This is a genomic window from Streptomyces sp. NPDC086080, assembly GCF_044540255.1.
Classification (GTDB): domain Bacteria; phylum Actinomycetota; class Actinomycetes; order Streptomycetales; family Streptomycetaceae; genus Streptomyces.
Genome location: NZ_JBITRU010000022.1, coordinates 74026 through 88660 on the forward strand (window position 1 = coordinate 74026; position 14635 = coordinate 88660).

The 14635-nt window shown below is 71.2% G+C and carries 16 protein-coding genes and 1 pseudogene; 8 read left to right on the plus strand and 9 right to left on the minus strand.

The genetic code is table 11. From position 1 onward, the window contains the following. Nucleotides 1-12: 12 nt before the first annotated feature. Nucleotides 13-1239 carry an RNA-guided endonuclease InsQ/TnpB family protein gene (locus ACIF9R_RS24380; RefSeq protein ID WP_399983762.1) on the minus strand — a complete coding sequence of 409 codons (1227 nt, stop codon included), beginning with the start codon at nucleotides 1237-1239 and terminating at the stop codon, nucleotides 13-15. Between the two features lie 23 nt (nucleotides 1240-1262). On the opposite strand from ACIF9R_RS24380, the gene tnpA reads away from it, so the two are divergent. From tnpA to ACIF9R_RS24395, 3 genes and pseudogenes are all read left to right on the plus strand, one after another. Continuing rightward, nucleotides 1263-1691, plus strand: a complete 429-nt coding sequence (gene tnpA, locus ACIF9R_RS24385; RefSeq protein ID WP_399983764.1) for an IS200/IS605 family transposase — start codon at nucleotides 1263-1265, stop codon at nucleotides 1689-1691. Nucleotides 1692-1901: 210 nt separating this feature from the next. Beyond that, nucleotides 1902-2054, plus strand: a pseudogene (locus ACIF9R_RS24390) (transposase); the annotation flags it as partial. An 830-nt stretch (nucleotides 2055-2884) separates the two neighbouring features. Continuing rightward, nucleotides 2885-3358, plus strand: a complete 474-nt coding sequence (locus ACIF9R_RS24395; RefSeq protein ID WP_399983961.1) for a transposase — start codon at nucleotides 2885-2887, stop codon at nucleotides 3356-3358. A gap of 73 nt (nucleotides 3359-3431) precedes the next feature. On the opposite strand, the gene ACIF9R_RS24400 is transcribed toward ACIF9R_RS24395, so the two are convergent. Continuing rightward, the gene (locus tag ACIF9R_RS24400) at nucleotides 3432-3770 is read right to left on the minus strand and encodes an ATP/GTP-binding protein (protein ID WP_399983766.1); all 339 of its coding nucleotides are present in this window, start codon (nucleotides 3768-3770) and stop codon (nucleotides 3432-3434) included. 241 nt (nucleotides 3771-4011) lie between these two features. Between ACIF9R_RS24400 and ACIF9R_RS24405 the strand changes: the two genes are divergently transcribed. After that, a complete protein-coding gene (locus tag ACIF9R_RS24405; protein WP_399983768.1) occupies nucleotides 4012-5046 on the plus strand; it encodes an LLM class flavin-dependent oxidoreductase in 1035 nt (344 codons plus the stop codon). A gap of 82 nt (nucleotides 5047-5128) precedes the next feature. On the opposite strand, the gene ACIF9R_RS24410 is transcribed toward ACIF9R_RS24405, so the two are convergent. After that, nucleotides 5129-5521 carry an SCO5389 family protein gene (locus ACIF9R_RS24410; protein ID WP_399983770.1) on the minus strand — a complete coding sequence of 131 codons (393 nt, stop codon included), beginning with the start codon at nucleotides 5519-5521 and terminating at the stop codon, nucleotides 5129-5131. Nucleotides 5522-5845: 324 nt separating this feature from the next. Between ACIF9R_RS24410 and nucS the strand changes: the two genes are divergently transcribed. Continuing rightward, nucleotides 5846-6517: an endonuclease NucS gene (gene nucS / locus ACIF9R_RS24415; RefSeq protein WP_399983772.1), complete on the plus strand. Its 672-nt coding sequence runs from the start codon at nucleotides 5846-5848 to the stop codon at nucleotides 6515-6517. Nucleotides 6518-6590: 73 nt separating this feature from the next. Here the strand turns inward: nucS and ACIF9R_RS24420 are convergent, their stop codons facing one another. The 3 genes from ACIF9R_RS24420 to ACIF9R_RS24430 all read right to left on the minus strand — a co-directional run bounded on the left by ACIF9R_RS24420 (nucleotide 6591) and on the right by ACIF9R_RS24430 (nucleotide 10783). After that, nucleotides 6591-9155: an ATP-binding protein gene (locus ACIF9R_RS24420; RefSeq protein WP_399983775.1), complete on the minus strand. Its 2565-nt coding sequence runs from the start codon at nucleotides 9153-9155 to the stop codon at nucleotides 6591-6593. Nucleotides 9156-9455: 300 nt separating this feature from the next. Then, nucleotides 9456-9779, minus strand: a complete 324-nt coding sequence (locus tag ACIF9R_RS24425) for an STAS domain-containing protein (protein WP_399983777.1) — start codon at nucleotides 9777-9779, stop codon at nucleotides 9456-9458. A gap of 155 nt (nucleotides 9780-9934) precedes the next feature. After that, on the minus strand, nucleotides 9935-10783 hold the full coding sequence (locus ACIF9R_RS24430; protein ID WP_399983781.1) for a 3-hydroxyacyl-CoA dehydrogenase family protein: 849 nt from the start codon (nucleotides 10781-10783) through the stop codon (nucleotides 9935-9937). Between the two features lie 225 nt (nucleotides 10784-11008). Between ACIF9R_RS24430 and ACIF9R_RS24435 the strand changes: the two genes are divergently transcribed. Continuing rightward, nucleotides 11009-11581, plus strand: coding sequence for a cob(I)yrinic acid a,c-diamide adenosyltransferase (locus ACIF9R_RS24435; RefSeq protein ID WP_399983784.1), 573 nt, complete (start codon nucleotides 11009-11011; stop codon nucleotides 11579-11581). A gap of 3 nt (nucleotides 11582-11584) precedes the next feature. On the opposite strand, the gene ACIF9R_RS24440 is transcribed toward ACIF9R_RS24435, so the two are convergent. The 3 genes from ACIF9R_RS24440 to ACIF9R_RS24450 are packed head-to-tail and all read right to left on the minus strand — an operon-like array spanning nucleotide 11585 to nucleotide 12562. Then, nucleotides 11585-11743: a hypothetical protein gene (locus tag ACIF9R_RS24440; protein ID WP_399983787.1), complete on the minus strand. Its 159-nt coding sequence runs from the start codon at nucleotides 11741-11743 to the stop codon at nucleotides 11585-11587. A gap of 37 nt (nucleotides 11744-11780) precedes the next feature. Next, nucleotides 11781-11984 carry a DUF5708 family protein gene (locus ACIF9R_RS24445; RefSeq protein ID WP_399983790.1) on the minus strand — a complete coding sequence of 68 codons (204 nt, stop codon included), beginning with the start codon at nucleotides 11982-11984 and terminating at the stop codon, nucleotides 11781-11783. After that, nucleotides 11981-12562 (minus strand): hypothetical protein, encoded by a 582-nt coding sequence (locus tag ACIF9R_RS24450; RefSeq protein ID WP_399983793.1) that lies wholly within the window; start codon nucleotides 12560-12562, stop codon nucleotides 11981-11983. Before ACIF9R_RS24450 ends, ACIF9R_RS24445 begins: the two co-directional genes overlap by 4 nt. Before the next feature lie 153 nt (nucleotides 12563-12715). Between ACIF9R_RS24450 and ACIF9R_RS24455 the strand changes: the two genes are divergently transcribed. Together ACIF9R_RS24455 and ACIF9R_RS24460 are read left to right on the plus strand one after the other, a co-directional pair. After that, the gene (locus ACIF9R_RS24455) at nucleotides 12716-13894 is read left to right on the plus strand and encodes a sensor histidine kinase (RefSeq protein WP_399983796.1); all 1179 of its coding nucleotides are present in this window, start codon (nucleotides 12716-12718) and stop codon (nucleotides 13892-13894) included. Further along, complete coding sequence (locus ACIF9R_RS24460) at nucleotides 13894-14535, plus strand: response regulator (RefSeq protein WP_399983799.1); 642 nt, start codon at nucleotides 13894-13896, stop codon at nucleotides 14533-14535. The genes ACIF9R_RS24455 and ACIF9R_RS24460 overlap by 1 nt, the downstream gene beginning before the upstream one ends. Nucleotides 14536-14635: the final 100 nt, after the last annotated feature.

The window sequence follows — 14635 nt, forward strand, 5'->3', positions numbered from 1 at the left end:
CCTCCCGGGCCTTCAGGCCCGGGATTCCCGCCTGCTCCCACACGGGCTGTGTGGGTCGCTTCGGGTGGGTCCTGCTTCGCTGCGCGGTGCCGGGACGAGTCCCGGTCTTACCTGCGCTCCACAGGCTGACACCGCCAGTCCGGCGGCCTTGGCGACGTTGACCGCCGCGTTGATGTCCCGGTCCAGGACGGTCCCGCACGCCTTGCACGTCCACACGCGGACGCTCAGCGGCTTCGGGCCGTCCTTGACGCCGCACTGCGAGCACACCTGACTGGTGGGCTCGAAGCGGCCGATCCGGATGAAGGTGCGCCCGTACCGGGCGGCCTTGTACTCCAGCATGCTCACGAACGCCGACCAGCTGGCGTCGTGGACGGACTTGGCCAGGCGTGTACGCGCGAGTCCCTTCACCGCCAGGTCCTCCACGGCGACCGCTTGGTTCTCGCGGATCAGCCGGGTGGAGAGCTGGTGGTGGAACTCGCGGCGCGCGTCGGCCACCTTCGCGTGAGCGCGGGCGACCTTGATCCGGGCCTTGTTCCGGTTGCTGGAGCCTTTCTCCTTGCGGGAGAGGGCGCGCTGCGCCTTCTTCAGGCGCTTTTCGGCCCGGCGCAGGAAGCGCGGGGAGTCGATCTTCGTCCCGTCGGAGAGGACGGCGAAGTGCCCGAGACCGAGGTCGATGCCGATCTCGGGCGTCGTCTGCGGCAGCACCTCTTGCGGGCCACTCTCCACGACGAACGACGCGAAGTACCGGCCGGCCGCGTCCTTGACCACGGTCACGGTGGTCGGGTTAGACGGCAGGGAGCGGGACCACTTCACCTTCAGGTCGCCGATCTTCGGCAGGCGCAGCTTCCCGCCCGGCGTGATCCGCCAGGCCGCGTTGGCGGTGAAGCGGATCGACTGCCGGTTGTCCCGCTTCGACTTGAAGCGCGGCGCGCCCATGCGCGGTCGCTTGCCCTTCAGGCCGTCGAAAAAGTTGCGGTACGCGGCATCCAGGTCCCGCAGGGACTGCTGAAGGATCACCGCCGACACCTCGCCGAGCCAGGCGCGTTCCGGTGTCTGCTTCGCGGCTGTGAGGCGCTTGGACAGCTCCGCCGACGTGACGAACGGCAGCCCCGCCACGCGGGCCTCCTCGCGGACGCGCAACGCGTGGTTGAAGACGATCCGCGCGCATCCGAACGCCTTCGCCAACGCACTGCGCTGACCGGCGCTCGGGTACACGCGGAAGCTGTACCGAAGCTGCACAACGATCACTCTACCATTGGCCTATGTCACCACGATGGGAACCAAACCCCGATATCCGCCGAGGCCGAACAGTCGTCTACAACCTGCAAGCACACTTGGTGTTCGTCACAAAGTACCGGCGCGGAGTCATGAACGACGAGATGCTGACGCGCTGCGAAGAGGTCATGCGCAAGGTCTGCGAGGACTTCGATGCGGAGCTGAAGGAGTTCAACGGCGAGGACGCCCACGTCCATCTGCTCGTGCACTACCCGCCGAAGGTCGCGCTCGCCAGCCTGGTGAACAGCCTCAAGGGCGTCTCGTCCCGCCGTCTGCGCGCGGAGTTCACCGGCCGGGTCAACCCAGCGGTCATGCACGGCCGCTTCTGGTCGCCCTCGTACTTCGCGGGATCGTGCGGCGGTGCGCCACTCCAGGTGGTCAAGGAATACATCGCGCAGCAGAACCGGCCGGACTGAGCGCGGCCGACTGTGGGCCCGGGTGGACAGTGCAGACCCATGCCCACAGCTGGGGTCAGAGCAGTCTTGAGATGCGATTCACCCCCGGCCCGAAGGACTCTGCTGAGGAATGCGTGATTCGGACAGGGCTGGGTCGTTGGTCCCCGTTCGCAGGGGCGTTCGCTGCTCGGGGGCGTCCGGCTGTTCCGCCGGGGGCGTACTTTGGTGTCGGTGTTGCAGTACGCGGAGGGGCTGACCGATCGGCAGGCCGCTGACCAGGTACGGGCCCGGATTGACTGGAAGTTTATGCTCGGCCTTGAGGTGGACGACCCCGGGTTCGAAGCCTCCGTGCTGAGCCTGTTCCGTTCCCGTCTGATCGAGCACGGACTGGAACAGGCGACGCTGGAGCTGGTGTTGGAACGCCTGCGCGGGCTGGGCCTGCTGAAGGCTGGCGGCTGGCAGCGGACCGATTCCACGCATGTGCCGGCGGCGGTGCGGACAATGAACAGGATGGAGTCTGTCGGCGAGACGCTGCGGGCCGCACTGGAAGCGCTGGCGGTCGCGGCCCCGGCATGGCTGTCCGGCCTGGTCACGGCCGAGTGGGCCGAGCGCTACGGGCCGCGCGTGGACGACTACCGCTTCCCCAAAGGCGAAGAGGTTCGTGAACAGTGGTCTGAGCAGGTCGGAGGGGACGGGTTCTTCCTGCTGGAGGCGGTATACGCTCCCGCGGCTCCCGACTGGCTGCGCGAGATCGAGGCGGTGCAGGTCCTGCGGGTCTCCTGGATCCAGCAGTACCACCACGACGAGAGGCCGGTGCGCCCGCGGGAGAGCAAGGATCTCCCGCCGGTTCATCACCGGTTGTGCTCGCCCTATGACACCGATGCCCTTGACGGGATCAAACGCGGCTCGGGCTGGACCGGTTACAGGGCGCACCTGACCGAGACCTGTGACCCGAATGCACGGCACGTGATCACGCAGGTGGCCACCACCGATGCCGTGGTGGCTGACACGGAGATGACCGAACCGGTCCACCAGGCACTCACGGAACGGGGGTTGCTGCCGGACGTGCATGTCGTGGATGCCGGCTGCACCACTGCCGCCCTGTTCCTGGCCGCGACCAAGCAGGGTATGGAACTGCTCGGCCCGGCCCCGCACGACAGCAGCCGCCAGTCCCGAGAGGATCAGGGCTTCTCCCGCGCCGACTTCACCATCGAATGGGACAACGAAAGCGCCATCTGTCCAGGCGGACACCGAAGTTTCGAGTGGTGGAAACAGAAACACCACCGCAACGGCACTCCGGTCCTCAAGGTGTTCTTCCCCGCCGAGTACTGCCGCCCCTGCCCGAAACAGACATCGTGCACCAAGCCCCCTCCGGCCGCCGGGGCAGGGGCATCACCTTCCTGCCGCGTGAGCGATACGAGGCCCTCGAAACCGTCCGCCAGGCCCAGGAGACCGACGAGTGGAAGGACCGTTACGCGATCCGGGCCGGAGTCGAAGGCACGATCTCCCAGGCCGTCCGTGTCACCGGCCTGCGCCGCACCCGCTACCGCGATCTACCCACCACCCGCCTCGGCCACGTCTTCGCCGCCACCGCACTCAACCTCATCCGCATCGACCGATGGCTGACCGGCACCCCACTCGGCGGCACCCGCACCTCCCGCCTCGAAACCCTGACGCTCACGGCCTGACCACCCGAATCACGCATTCCTCAGCAGAGTCCCGAAGGCCGGGGCACTCTCGCAAGACGAGAGGTGGGAGCGTTCAGAACCGCGGCGCGTTACGGGACCGCCGCACCCGCGTGGTGCGGCGGTCCTTCGCGTTCCAGCACGCCTTGTGCCAGTGCCGACGGTCGTCGACGCCGGAGTGTTCCGGCCAGGCCACCACGTGCGGCACCCCGTCCGGGATCAACTGGTCGCAGCCCGGGCAGCGGTAGGCCTTGCCGTGGGCGCTGGCCCCCGCCACGTGCCGTACGCTCCACTCCTCGCCCTGCCAGTTCTCCGTGGACTGCCAGCCGCCGTAGCGTCCGGAGCGGTCGTCCTCGGCGCTCCGGCCGGACGACGCACCGGCTGCTCCCTTGGGTCGGTTGCGACGCGGGGACACAGGACACCTCACGGGGCTGTACGGGAAGCTGGGGCCGCGTCCAGCCTACGCGGCACGGGCAGGGGTACGCGTACGGAACCAATCGTCACAAGCCCCCTCCGTGGCGACGCGGCGACCCCGGCAGCGCCTCATTCTGCAGACAATCCGCAAAGTTGCTCGCCCGGCCGTGTCCTCGGCACGTGTCGGCCGGTTATGCCCTGCGGGGGAGCTCCGCGTCGGAGCCAAGGAAGCAGGAAAAGCAATGCGCGTTGGAAGTTTCGTGTTGGCCGCCCAGTTCCCCGGGCAGGGCGAGGGGGAGGCGCTGCACCGCGCGGTCCGCTCGGCCGAGGTGGCCGAGGAGGCGGGGCTCGACACGGTCTGGCTGGCCGAGCACCACTTCGTGCCCTACGGCACCTGCCCGTCGGCGGTCACCCTGGCCGCTCTGCTGCTCGGCCGCACCCGCCGGCTGCGGGTCGGTACGGCGGTCAGTGTGCTGCCCACCGTCCACCCCGTCGCCCTCGGCGAACAGGCCGCGCTGCTGCACATCGCCAGCGGCGGCCGGTTCTCGCTGGGCCTCGGGCGCGGCGGGCCGTGGGTCGACCTGGAGGTGTTCGGGGCCGGCCTCGGCGCGTACGAGAAGGGGTTCCCGGAATCACTCGATCTGCTCATGCGCTGGCTGCGCGAACCCTCCGTCGGGGCGGACGGCGAGCGGTACCGCTTCCGCGAGGTGCCCGTCGTGCCGCGCCCGTCGGAGTCCCTGACCGAGACCGAGGGCCCGGAGGTGGTGCTCGCGTGCACGTCCCCGGCGAGCGTACGGCTGGCCGCCGAGCGCGGACTGCCGATGCTGCTCGGCATGCACATCGGGGACGAGGAGAAGGCCGAGATGGTCGCACTGTGGCGGCGCCACGCGCGCGCGAGCGGCCGGACGCCCGGGGAGATCCACCGCGCGGCCCATGTCTCGGCCGGCGTCTGCCAGATCGCGGACCGGCGCACCGACGCGGCGGAGACGCTGCTGAAGGCGATGCCGGGCTGGCTGCGGCAGGGACTTCAGGCCCATGTCACGGTGGACGGAAGGCCCCGGCAGATGCGCGACCCGCTCGCCTACACCGAACTGCTCTGCGGGCTGCACCCGGTGGGCACCCCGCGACTGTGCGCCGACCGGCTCGCCGCGACCAGCGAGCGCACCGGCATCTCCCGCTTCGCCCTGCTCGTCGAGGGTTCCGGCGATCTGGCGGCGACGGAGGAGAACGTACGGCGGCTCGGGGCCGAGGTACTCCCGCAACTCGCCCGGCCCTGACGGGCCGTCGTCCCATGGAGGCTTGCCGCCCCGGTACGAACCGCACCTCCCGCGTACGGAGCGGCAAGCAATCGATGGCGCGTCAGCAGTCGCGCAATTCCGGCGACTGGTTCAGCAACTGGTTGCGCACCGAGGTGAAGCGGGCCAGCGTCTCGTCGACCGAGGAGTCAAGCGGGAACACCGCCACCCGGTGGCAGTTCTGGAAGGCCAGCCGCACACCGAAGTGCCGTTGCAGCGCGCCGCGTATCGCGTCACTCGCGAGCACGCGCAGCAACTGACCGCGTGCCTGCTCGTCCGGCGGGGGCGTCTGGTTGTCGGCGAAGGGTCCGCCGTTCACCTTCAGCTGGGCCACCAGGGAGCTGATCATCTCCCACGCATAGGGCAGGGAGGTCCGGACGCAGTCGACGAAATCTGCTTCGTCGACCTCGCCTCGCTCGGCCTGTTCGAGTAGGGCCGGTGAGACGTCGAGCGACATGGGTTCTCCTCTCGCACCCCCAACCAGCAGGGGTTGCCTGACAGATAAGGGAACGCGCGAAATCGGGCACGCTGCGTACACGGATCGCGACCTCCCGTTCAATACCGTAAGCAACGGACCGTGACCGCACCAGGAGAATGCGGGGATGCGGGACTTCCTGTGGGCCGGTAATCGGCCATCGCCGAACACGCGTTTTCCAGGAGATTCAGGACGTGCCCCATGGGTCGCGCGGGGCGGCCGTGAGGGCCGCCGCGAAGGTCTCCGCGAGGGCCGCCGCCAGGGCGAATCGCGTCGACCCCGGCCGGTCGAGTAGCGTTGCCGACCATGCGTCTCGTCATTGCCCGCTGCTCCGTGGACTACGCCGGACGGCTCACCGCGCACCTGCCCTCGGCTCCCCGTCTGATCCTGGTCAAGGCGGACGGCAGCGTCTCGATCCACGCCGACGACCGGGCCTACAAGCCCCTGAACTGGATGTCGCCGCCCTGTGCGCTGAAGGAGGGCGCCGGCGAGGAAGAGGGCGTCTGGACCGTCGTCAACAAGGCGGGCGAGAAGCTCATCATCACGATGGAGGAGATACTCCACGACTCCTCCCACGAACTGGGTGTCGATCCCGGCCTGATCAAGGACGGCGTGGAAGCACACCTCCAGGAGCTGCTCGCCGACCGCATCGAGATCCTCGGCGAGGGCTACACGCTCATCCGCCGCGAGTACATGACCGCGATCGGCCCGGTCGACATCCTGTGCCGGGACTCCGAAGGGCGGACGGTCGCGGTGGAGATCAAACGGCGCGGCGAGATCGACGGCGTGGAACAGCTCACGCGCTACCTGGAACTGCTGAACCGCGATCCCCATCTCGCCCCCGTGCGCGGTGTCTTCGCCGCCCAGGAGATCAAGCCGCAGGCCCGGGTCCTCGCCACCGACCGGGGCATCGGCTGCCAGGTCCTCGACTACGACGCGATGCGGGGCATCGAGGACGACAAGCTGCGCCTGTTCTGAGCGGTACGCCGCGACACGCACGAGGGCCGGGTTCCGTCACGGAACCCGGCCCTCGTGCGTACCCGATACGGGGTCAGATCACCGTTTCCCCGCTGCTGGGGGTACCCGCGTCGGTGCTCTGGGGGGCGCCGGCGGAGGTGTCCGTCTCCACGGGGACGGAGGGGGCTGTGCCGCTGGCGGTGTCGGTGGTGGTGGGCGGGGTCTCCGGTTCCGTCGAACCGGTCCCGGTATCCGTGGGCGTCCCCGTCGGAGTCTCCGTCTCCGTTTCGTCAGGATCCGGGGACGAGGGCGACCCGGACGTCGAAGGCTTCGGCGACGAGGGCTTCGTGGGCTTCCTCGTCGGCGACGTCGTCGGATCGTCCGGCTCCGTCGTCCCGCTCGCCTCGTCCGACGGCTCGTCCGGTTCCTGTGCCGTGGGCGCCGGGTCGTCCGACGTCCCCGGCGTGCCGTCGGGGCCCGGGTCGCTCGGCCGGCTGGTGGCGTCACCGGTGTCGCCGTCGCCCCCGGCCGCCGGGTCGGCGCCGAGGCTGCCGTCGTCGATGCCCTGGCTCGCGGACGGGTTGACGCCGACGTTCTCCGACGGCGTACCGGCGTCGTTCTCGGACGTGGCGCCGAGGGTGACCACCGTGCCCAGCACGGCGACGAGCAGGGCGCCCGCGCCGGCCGCGACCAGGTTGCGCCGGGCCAGGCTCTTCAGACCGCCGCCCGGCCTGCCCGGCGACGTGGCCGGTGTCGGCACCGTGCGGTTGATCACCAGGGCGGTGTCGGCGGGCGGCTTGAGTGCGGGGAACGCCGTGGGCACCCCGCGCGGCGGTGTGGCCGACGTCTCGAACTGGGCGTCCGGCACCTCCTCCCCCGCCGTCGGCGCGAACAGCGACGGAATGCCGGAGCGGTCGGCGACCAGGGCCAGGGCACGGCGTCCGGCGACGGCGCCCCGCTTGTCGGAGAGGGCGCCGCGCAGCCCGATGGACGCCTCCAGCTCGGCGCGCGCCCGGTCGAGCTCTGAGGCGCACAGCGCGTGGATGCCGAGCTCGTGCTGGAAGTAGGCCTGTTCGCCGACGTCACCCGCGAGCTTGGCGGCCTCCGCGCCGGCCCGGAGCGACCGTTCCCAGGCGCTCCAGTGCAGCCCCGAGGCGAACGCGGGCGCGGCGGTGCGGGCGAGCTGTACGGCCGTGCTGGGCTCGCCCTCGGTGGTGGCCGAGGTGAGCGGTGACAGCACGGCGAGCGCGGCGAGCACCGCGTCGGCCTCGGCGCACACCCGCTCGGGGGTGACCGAGGGGTGCCCGGTCCACCAGGCGTAGTGCTGGGCGGCGGCGCGGACCTGGGCCTCGGCGTCGTCGGCGTACCCGGCGGCCTCCAGCTGGGCCGGCACGCCGGCGGCGAGCCGGTAGCGCGAGCCCACCGGGGTGACCAGTCCGCAGGCGGCCAGTTCACCGAGGGCGGCGTCGGCGTGGGTGTCGCCCACCAGGGCGGGCAGATGCGCCTGATGGGGCACCTCGCCGCCGAGCGCGACGGCGAACCGCAGGGTGGCGCGGGCGGAGGCGCTGAGCCGGGAGGCGAGCAGCGGGGCGGGCGCGGCGGCCTCACCCAGCGAGGGCAGCGGTACCTCGTCGCTGTCGACGTCGGCGGGCTCGTAGGGCATCTCGTCGGGCCGTACGTCCTCGAAGACGCCGAACTCGTCGACGGCGCCGGCGCCGGCCCGCAGCCGGTCCCGCTGCCGCAGCAGGGCGCCGGCCTGGACGAAGCGCAGCGGCAGGCCCTCGGACTCGAACCAGAGGTCGCCGGCCCAGTTCGACTCGTCCTCGGTGAGGCTCCGGCCGACGGCGTGTTCGAGCAGGTCGAGGCCGGCCGCGCGGTCGAGTCCGGGGAGGGCGACCTCCGCGACTCCGGCGTCGGCGGACGGCTCGGGGACGTCCGGGGCGGTGCCGAACAGGAAGGCGCACTCGGGGGTGGCGTCCAGCAGCCCGTCGAGGGCGGCGCCGCCGAACTCGAGGTCGTCCAGGACGACGACGGCGCCGATCTCACGGACGCACTCGGCGAGTTCGTCCGGCTCGGGCCGGTACAGGGGGGCGTCGTGGACGGCGTGGAAGAGGTCGTACAGCAGCTCGTCGGCGGAGCGGCCCAGGCCGTTCAGCCGGACGACGCCGTCGGGCGCGAGGTCCGCGCAGTCCTCGGCGACGACGTCGAGGAGCCGGGTGCGGCCGGAGCCGGCCGGGCCGGTGAGGCGTACGGAGCGGCCGCGGGCGAGCAGCCGGACCAGCTCCTCGCGCTGCTCCTGACGGGCCAGCAGCGGCAGCGTGGGCGGTGTGGGGCCCGGCGGGACCGGCGGCCGGGCGGCGCGCTCGACCTCGGCCCGCTCGGCCTCGGTGAGCTTGGCGGGGCGGGCCGGCCGCTCGGCGGGCGGGCAGTGCTCGATCTCGCTGCCGTCGACGGGGTTGACGGTCAGCAGGTAGTTCCCGGAGACCAGCTGCACCGTGCGGGCCGGCGCGGGCGCGTGCTGTCCGAAGTCGGCGGCGAGGGAGTCCCGGGGAGGACGCTGACGCGGCGCACCACTTGCCTCGGTCTCGAACGAACCCGACCGGGGGGTGCCCCCATCGTCGTGGCCGTACTCCTCGGGTCCCGGGTTGTTCGGGTCCATAGGTCCTAGCCCCCCAAAAGCGTCGTGGCTGAAGCCCTCCCCGGCCTCGCTGCACACCGCGCTGTCGCTTCTGGTCCGGGCCCGCTCGAGGGTTGCAAGGCAGCGGGCAGCCGAACCCTAAACCTTCGCTCAGTATCTACGACAGTCCGGGGTGCCGCGCGGTCCGGGACATCACAGTCTCGTGAGGATTGTGCGGGGGTCCCACGGTTCTCCGAGGTCGCCCCCGGTCCGCGAAGTGTCCGGTCAGTCCGGCACGTCCGGGCACGCCCCGGCACGTCCGGGCACGTCCCGCGTACGGCCTCACACGCGGGGCAGCGTGTCCACCCCGATGCCCCCTTCGATCGCCAGGATCCGGTGCAGTCGGGTGGCCACCAGCAGGCGCTGCATCTGCGCCGGTACGTCGCGCAGCACCAGGCGCCGGCCGCACCGGCCGGCCCGTCGGTGGGCTCCCATGATCACACCGAGTCCGGTGGCGTCCCAGGAGTCCAGATCGGACAGGTCCAGCACCAGGTCGCCGACTCCGTCGTCGACGGCCGAGTGCAGGACCGTACGGGCGTCCGCCGCGCTGCGGACGTCGAGGCGGCCCCCGACGACCAGCTCGGCGTGGTCGCCCCTGATGTACATATGCGCTCCCCGTGCTCCGTCTCGTGCTCCGTGTTGTCTTCAAGGCCGGTGATGCATCCTCTGACGGCATGGCGGGCGCAGAGGTTGCTGCCGGTAAGCGAACCGATACCGAATTCACCCCGGCGTGTGATGCGCGCCGGGGCGGGTGCGCGGTGTCAGTGCTCGTAGAAGCCCTGCCCGCTCTTGCGCCCGATGTCACCGGCATCAACCATCCGGCGCATCAGCTCGGGAGCGGCGAACTTCTCGTCCTGGGACTCGGTGTAGATGTTGTCGGTGGCGTGCAACAGGATGTCGACACCGGTCAGGTCGGCGGTGGCCAGCGGTCCCATGGCGTGGCCGAATCCCAGCTTGCAGGCCAGGTCGATGTCCTCGGCGCTCGCCACGCCCGACTCGTACAGCTTGGCCGCCTCGACGACGAGGGCGGCGATGAGGCGGGTGGTGACGAAGCCGGCGACGTCACGGTTGACGACGATGCAGGTCTTGCCGACCGACTCGGCGAACTCCCGCGTCCTGGCGAGGGTTTCGTCGCTGGTCTTGTAGCCGCGGACCAGCTCGCACAGCTTCATCATCGGCACCGGCGAGAAGAAGTGGGCGCCGACGACCCGCTCCGGGTACTCCGTCGCTGCCGCGATCTTGGTGATCGGGATGGCGGAGGTGTTGGAGGCGAGCACGGCGTCCTCGCGCACGATCTTGTCGAGCGCCCGGAAGATCTCGTGCTTGACCTCGAGCTTCTCGAACACGGCCTCGACGACGACGTCCGCGTCGGCGCAGGCGTCCAGGTCGGTGGTCGTGGTGATCCGGGCGAGGGCGGCCTCGGCGTCCCGCGCCTGAAGCTTCCCCTTGCTCACGAACCTGTCGTACGACGCCTTGATCCCGTCGGTACCCCGCGTGAGCGCCTCGTCGGTGACGTCGCGCAGGACGACCTCCCAGCCCGCCTGAGCGGAGACCTGGGCGATCCCGGATCCCATGAGACCGGCCCCGATGACGGCGAGCTTGCGTGCCACTGTGCGACTCCCCTGATACGCGCTGTCTTGTTCTCCAGGAGCGGACATTAGCGTTCGCGAGGCGCTGTGTGACCGGTAAGTAACGCGCGTCACGTCTCACATGACGGACATCACACCGGCGAGGCCGGAAAGCGCTTCGTACGGCGCGCTGGAGCCCCGCCCGCCCCATCGTGTCCCTGGCCACACGCGGGCTCCGGACCCCGGTGACGTCACTAGGCTGGCTCCATGGTCAATCTGACGCGTATCTACACCCGAACGGGCGACAAGGGCACCACCAACCTCGGTGACATGAGCCGGGTGCCCAAGACCGATCTGCGGATCTCCGCCTACGCCGACGCCAACGAGGCGAACGCGGTGATCGGTACGGCGATCGCCCTGGGCGGTCTCCACGAGGAGGTCGTCGAGGTCCTCACCCGGGTGCAGAACGACCTGTTCGACGTGGGGGCGGACCTGTCGACACCGGTGACGGAGAACCCGAAGTACCCGCCGCTGCGGGTCGAGCAGTTCTACGTCGACCGGCTGGAGGCGGACTGCGACCGGTTCAACGAGCGGGTGGGCAAGCTGCGCTCCTTCATCCTGCCCGGCGGCACGGCGGGCGCCGCCCTGCTCCACCAGGCCTGCACCGTCGTACGCCGGGCCGAGCGTTCCACCTGGACGGCGCTCGAGGCGCACGGCGAGACCATGAACCCCCTCACCGCCACCTACCTCAACCGCCTCTCCGACCTGCTGTTCATCCTGGCCCGCATCGCCAACAAGGAGACCGGCGACGTGCTGTGGGTACCGGGCGGGGAGCGCTGAGACCTACCGGGGCTCCGCCGGGCCGCGCACGATGGCGTCCCGCCGGGTGGTGTAGCCGATCAACGGACCGGACTCGCAGGTCACGCCGGGTACGTCGACCGGCTGGGGCACTCTCGGCGCCTGACCGGGCCGCTTCGCGCGCCGCGCCGACGTGGAGATCACCGCGAGCCGGGTACCGGAGGGCGAAGCGCGTGATCGGCTACACCACCTCGCGGGACGCGACCCCGCGCACGGCCCGGTAGAGGCCCAGCAGGGCCTCGGCGCCGCCGACGCACATCATCACCACGCCCACCTTGGCGGGCGTGACCACCGGCAGGTCCACTCCCCCGGCGAACAGCCACAGCCCCAGGCCGGCCACCAGCGTGACGGCCCCCGCGAGGACGTCCCCGGCCGCCCGCGTCATCGGCCCACCCGCTCCCGGTCCGCGCCGTCGGCCTCCGGCGCGTCCGCCGGGGCCCGCTTCGGCCAGATCCAGTAGGCCAGGGCCACCAGGCCGTGGATGCCGGTGATCCGCCAGGCCGTGAAGCGCCAGTCCTCCAGCGACGTGACACGGCCCGGGTCGCCGACGTACCAGATGGCGAGCTGGAGCAGCGCGGTCGCGACGGCGGCGCCCGCCAGCGTGCCCAGCCAGAGCCTGGTCTCGTACCGGGCGCGGTCCGTGCCGTGACGCGGCGGTCCGGGCGGCCTGGGGGCGCCGCCCAGGCGGTGGGCGGCGTGGCCGTCGAGCCACTTCACGGTGCGGTGGCCGTGGCCGACCGTGTAGCCGATGTAGAGCGCGGCCAGCCCGTGCGTCCAGTTGGGCTCCGCGCCGTTCTTCAGGTCCAGCGCGGTGACGGCCAGCAGGACGACCTCCAGCACCGGCTCGCACAGCAGCAGCGCCAGGCCGGTTCGCGGCATCTTCAGCAGGTACCGGAACGCCAGGCCGGCGGCCAGCAGCACCCAGAATCCGATCTCGCAGGCAACGATCAAGGCGACGATCACGGTTCGCTCCTCTCGGTCACCCTTCCAGGCTCCCGTCCGGACCGGCCGGACACGTCGTCGCCGCCGATGAACTCGCGGTACATCGAAGGATGCAGTCCAGGACCGTCCCCGCGGATCAGGCACCGGGCGCGCGCACCGTGTTGGATGGGTGCCATGGCCCCGCGACCGTTCCGCCCTCCCCGCTTCGACGCGGGGGTCGCGCTCGCCGGACTCGCCGGCGGGCTGCTCCTGTGGGGTTTCGGTCTTGGTGTGCGGAAGGCCGACGACCCGCTCGTGCTCTTCGACGGCCGCTGGCCGCTCCTGCTGCCGCTCGCCGTGATCGCCGGCTGTGAGTTGCTGCGCCGTACCACCCCGCGCACCGCCCTGGCGGTCGGCACCCTGGCGCTGGCCGCGGACACCCTGACCCGGGGCAGCATCGCCACGATCGTGATGTACACCGATCTCATGTACGCCGCCGTGGTGTACGGCAGGCCCGCCACGGCCCGCCGCCTGCCGTGGATCACCGGCCTGGCGACGATCGCGGCGACCCTGGTGCCCTATGCGGTGTGGCGGATCCCGGAGGCTCTGCTGGTCGGTGTCGTCGTCGGCGCCGTGGCCTTCACCCCGGCGTCGACCGGCCTCATCGTGCGCAACCACCGCGACGCCGCCGACGCCGCCCGGCTGCGCGCCGAACAGACCGCGCTGCTCGCGGAGATGGACCGCACCCAGGCGGTGACCGCGGAACGCGCCCGCATGGCCCGGGAGTTGCACGACATGGTCGCCAACCACCTGTCCGCGATCGCCATCCACTCCACGGCCGCCCTCTCCCTGGACGACCCCGGGACCTCCAAAGAGGCGCTCGGTGTCATCCGGGAGAACAGTGTGCAGGGACTGTCCGAGATGCGCCGTCTCATCGGCATCCTGCGCGACGGTCAGGACGACGGCCGACCGGCGGCGACCCCCACCCTCGACAGTCTCGGCACCCTGGTCGACCACGCCCGCGCCAACGGCCTGGACGTCACCCTCGACGCCACCTACGGCGAGGTTCCGGCGCCGGTCGAACTCGCCGCGTACCGGATCGTCCAGGAGTCACTGACGAACGCGCTCAAGCATGCCGCGCCGGGGACGGTCACCGTGTGCCTGCGCCGGCCGGCCGATGCCCTGGACATCCGGGTGAGCAGTCCCCACTCCGCCCGGGACACCCCGCGCGCGCCGGGCTCGGGGGCCGGTCTCGTCGGCATGCGGGAGCGGGCCGCCCTGCTGGACGGCACGTTCGAGGCCGGTCCGGAGGGCACGCTGTGGGTGGTGCGCGCCACCCTTCCGGTCACCGATGTCGTGCGAGGAGAGACCTGATGATCCGCGTCCTGGTCGCCGAGGACCAGTCCGCCGTCCGCGCGGGGCTCGTCCTGATCCTGCGCAGCGCGCCCGACATCGAGGTGGTCGGCGAGGCGGGCGACGGCGAGCAGGCGGTGGCGCTCGCCCGTGAGCTGCGCCCCGACCTGGTCCTGATGGACGTACAGATGCCGCGGCTCGACGGGGTGTCGGCGACCCGGCAGGTGGTCGGCGAGAGGCTCGCCGATGTGCTCGTGCTGACCACGTTCGACCTCGACGAGTATGTGTTCGGGGCGCTCCGGGCCGGTGCGGCCGGGTTCCTGCTGAAGAACACGGAGGCGAAGGACCTCATCGCGGCGGTGCGCACGGTGGCGGCCGGCGAGGGCATCATCGCCCCGGCCGTGACCCGCCGGCTGATCGCCGAGTTCGGGGCGAAGCCCACTCGCCCGGTGACGGCCGATCCGGCGGTGCTGGACTCCCTCACGCGACGCGAGCGCGAGGTGCTGTCGTGTCTCGGTGAGGGGCTGTCCAACGCCGACATCGCGGTGCGGCTCCAGATGGCCGAGGCCACGGTGAAGACGCACGTCAGCCGGCTCCTGGGGAAGCTGGAGCTGCGCAGCCGGGTGCAAGCGGCCGTTCTCGCTCAGGAGTTGGGGATCTAACGGGCGTCAGGGGCGAACCGTGAGGGACGGTGGTCCAGACCTATTGACCCGTGGTCCAGACCTTTCTATTCTCGCGGCACTGCGGATGTGATGGCTCAGT

Bases quoted from the DNA above. Each gene is read 5' to 3' on its own strand.
- tnpA (WP_399983764.1), top strand. From the start codon at position 1,263: ATGTCACCACGATGGGAACCAAACCCCGATATCCGCCGAGGCCGAACA.
- ACIF9R_RS24445 (WP_399983790.1), bottom strand. From the start codon at position 11,984: ATGACGCGGGCGGCCGGGGACGTCCTCGCGGGGGCCGTCACGCTGGTG.
- ACIF9R_RS24425 (WP_399983777.1), bottom strand. From the start codon at position 9,779: ATGTACATCAGGGGCGACCACGCCGAGCTGGTCGTCGGGGGCCGCCTC.
- ACIF9R_RS24460 (WP_399983799.1), top strand. From the start codon at position 13,894: ATGATCCGCGTCCTGGTCGCCGAGGACCAGTCCGCCGTCCGCGCGGGG.
- ACIF9R_RS24395 (WP_399983961.1), top strand. From the start codon at position 2,885: ATGGGACAACGAAAGCGCCATCTGTCCAGGCGGACACCGAAGTTTCGA.
- ACIF9R_RS24405 (WP_399983768.1), top strand. From the start codon at position 4,012: ATGCGCGTTGGAAGTTTCGTGTTGGCCGCCCAGTTCCCCGGGCAGGGC.
- nucS (WP_399983772.1), top strand. From the start codon at position 5,846: ATGCGTCTCGTCATTGCCCGCTGCTCCGTGGACTACGCCGGACGGCTC.
- ACIF9R_RS24410 (WP_399983770.1), bottom strand. From the start codon at position 5,521: ATGTCGCTCGACGTCTCACCGGCCCTACTCGAACAGGCCGAGCGAGGC.
- ACIF9R_RS24455 (WP_399983796.1), top strand. From the start codon at position 12,716: ATGGCCCCGCGACCGTTCCGCCCTCCCCGCTTCGACGCGGGGGTCGCG.
- ACIF9R_RS24435 (WP_399983784.1), top strand. From the start codon at position 11,009: ATGGTCAATCTGACGCGTATCTACACCCGAACGGGCGACAAGGGCACC.
- ACIF9R_RS24420 (WP_399983775.1), bottom strand. From the start codon at position 9,155: ATGGACCCGAACAACCCGGGACCCGAGGAGTACGGCCACGACGATGGG.